Source organism: Bacillus sp. LR--39, from assembly GCF_053613335.1.
In genome coordinates, this window is the sequence record NZ_JBSIOT010000237.1 from 1 (window position 1) to 1,228 (window position 1,228).

The window sequence follows — 1,228 nt, forward strand, 5'->3', positions numbered from 1 at the left end:
TCTTTTGATTGTCCTCTTGAAAAAGACAATTGTTAACTCAACACAGACATATAAGTTACAAACATTATATAAGCCCGCTCCTGTTTTGACAAGACAGCATTAGGCTGAATTTTGCGAATGTAAACGCTTAACGAATTGATATGACAAGATTCTTTATTTTCTAATTATTTTTGTCAGATTTTCTCCTCACCCTGAGCTGCCTTTGCCGAGCCAGCTGACGCGTGGAACAAACAGCTTCTGCGCCCGCATATTCATGAATTCCTGCGCTGTATTGAGAAATTGTTCATAACGCCCACAGTCATTAAGAATGAAGTTAAGCTGTTCTTCAAAATAATGCTTTTCTGATTCTGATGACGTGTAATAGCTTTCTACGATTTCAAAATAATGAAGCGGGAAAAGCAGACGGCTGTATAAAAGGCGTTTCGAAAATGAAGACAGCGGTGTGACTTGCTCGTATTCCTGTAAAAAGAGAAAGCCCTGCTGATTAAAATCTTGTCTGTGATGCAAAAACGTATGCCTCATATATTCAGCCAAATCACGGGAAGCGTGGTCAAACACCCAATCCGCCGGAATCCTGATCAATGATTCCGGTGACCATGTATGCCTTTCCATCCGCTGATGGCATATCGTTCCTGAATCAGCGGCTTGGGGCTTGTCATCCAGCTCAGTGTCCACTAAATATTGTATCGCGTTTTCTGACAGTCCTAAATAATATGGAAATGATTCGATCATTTTTTTATCGAATGGCTCATGCGGAGGGGTCTGAACCTTTCTCTGCCAAAATGCTTCCAGCTGATCAATTCGTTTTCCCCACAGATCCTTCCACTGGCCGATTCTTCCGGCCGCCTTCACCTCATATGGATATCCTCGGCCTTTTCGATGAAATTCCGCAAGCTCCGCTCCAATGGAGAACGCCCTGTTTGAATAAGGGGGGGCCGCCTTCAGCAGAGCGTACGTTTTTCCCTCATGTTCAAATGTCAGTTCACCTTCTTTTGTAAAGATAAAAACCGAAACGTATGGGTCACTTTGTTCTTGTAAATACTGACTCATGTAATAAAGCTCCGCCAGCTCTGTTTCTGAGAATTGGGAAACGGGGACAATCAGAAAGTATGAATTAGGCGTCTGAAAGCATTGATATGTGTGCTGGTACATGGAAAGCTGCCTGATGTGAATGCCGTATTTTTCTTTTATTGTACCTTTCACCATGATCACCTGCCTGTTGAATTTG

The 1,228-nt window shown here is 42.7% G+C and carries 1 protein-coding gene; it reads right to left on the minus strand.

The window, feature by feature from the left end; all coding sequences use genetic code 11:
* Positions 1–186: 186 nt before the first annotated feature.
* Entirely contained in the window at positions 187–1,206 is a 1,020-nt protein-coding gene (gene cotNH / locus ACWHAR_RS22110) for a spore coat-associated protein CotNH (RefSeq protein ID WP_017696730.1), read from the minus strand.
* Positions 1,207–1,228: the final 22 nt, after the last annotated feature.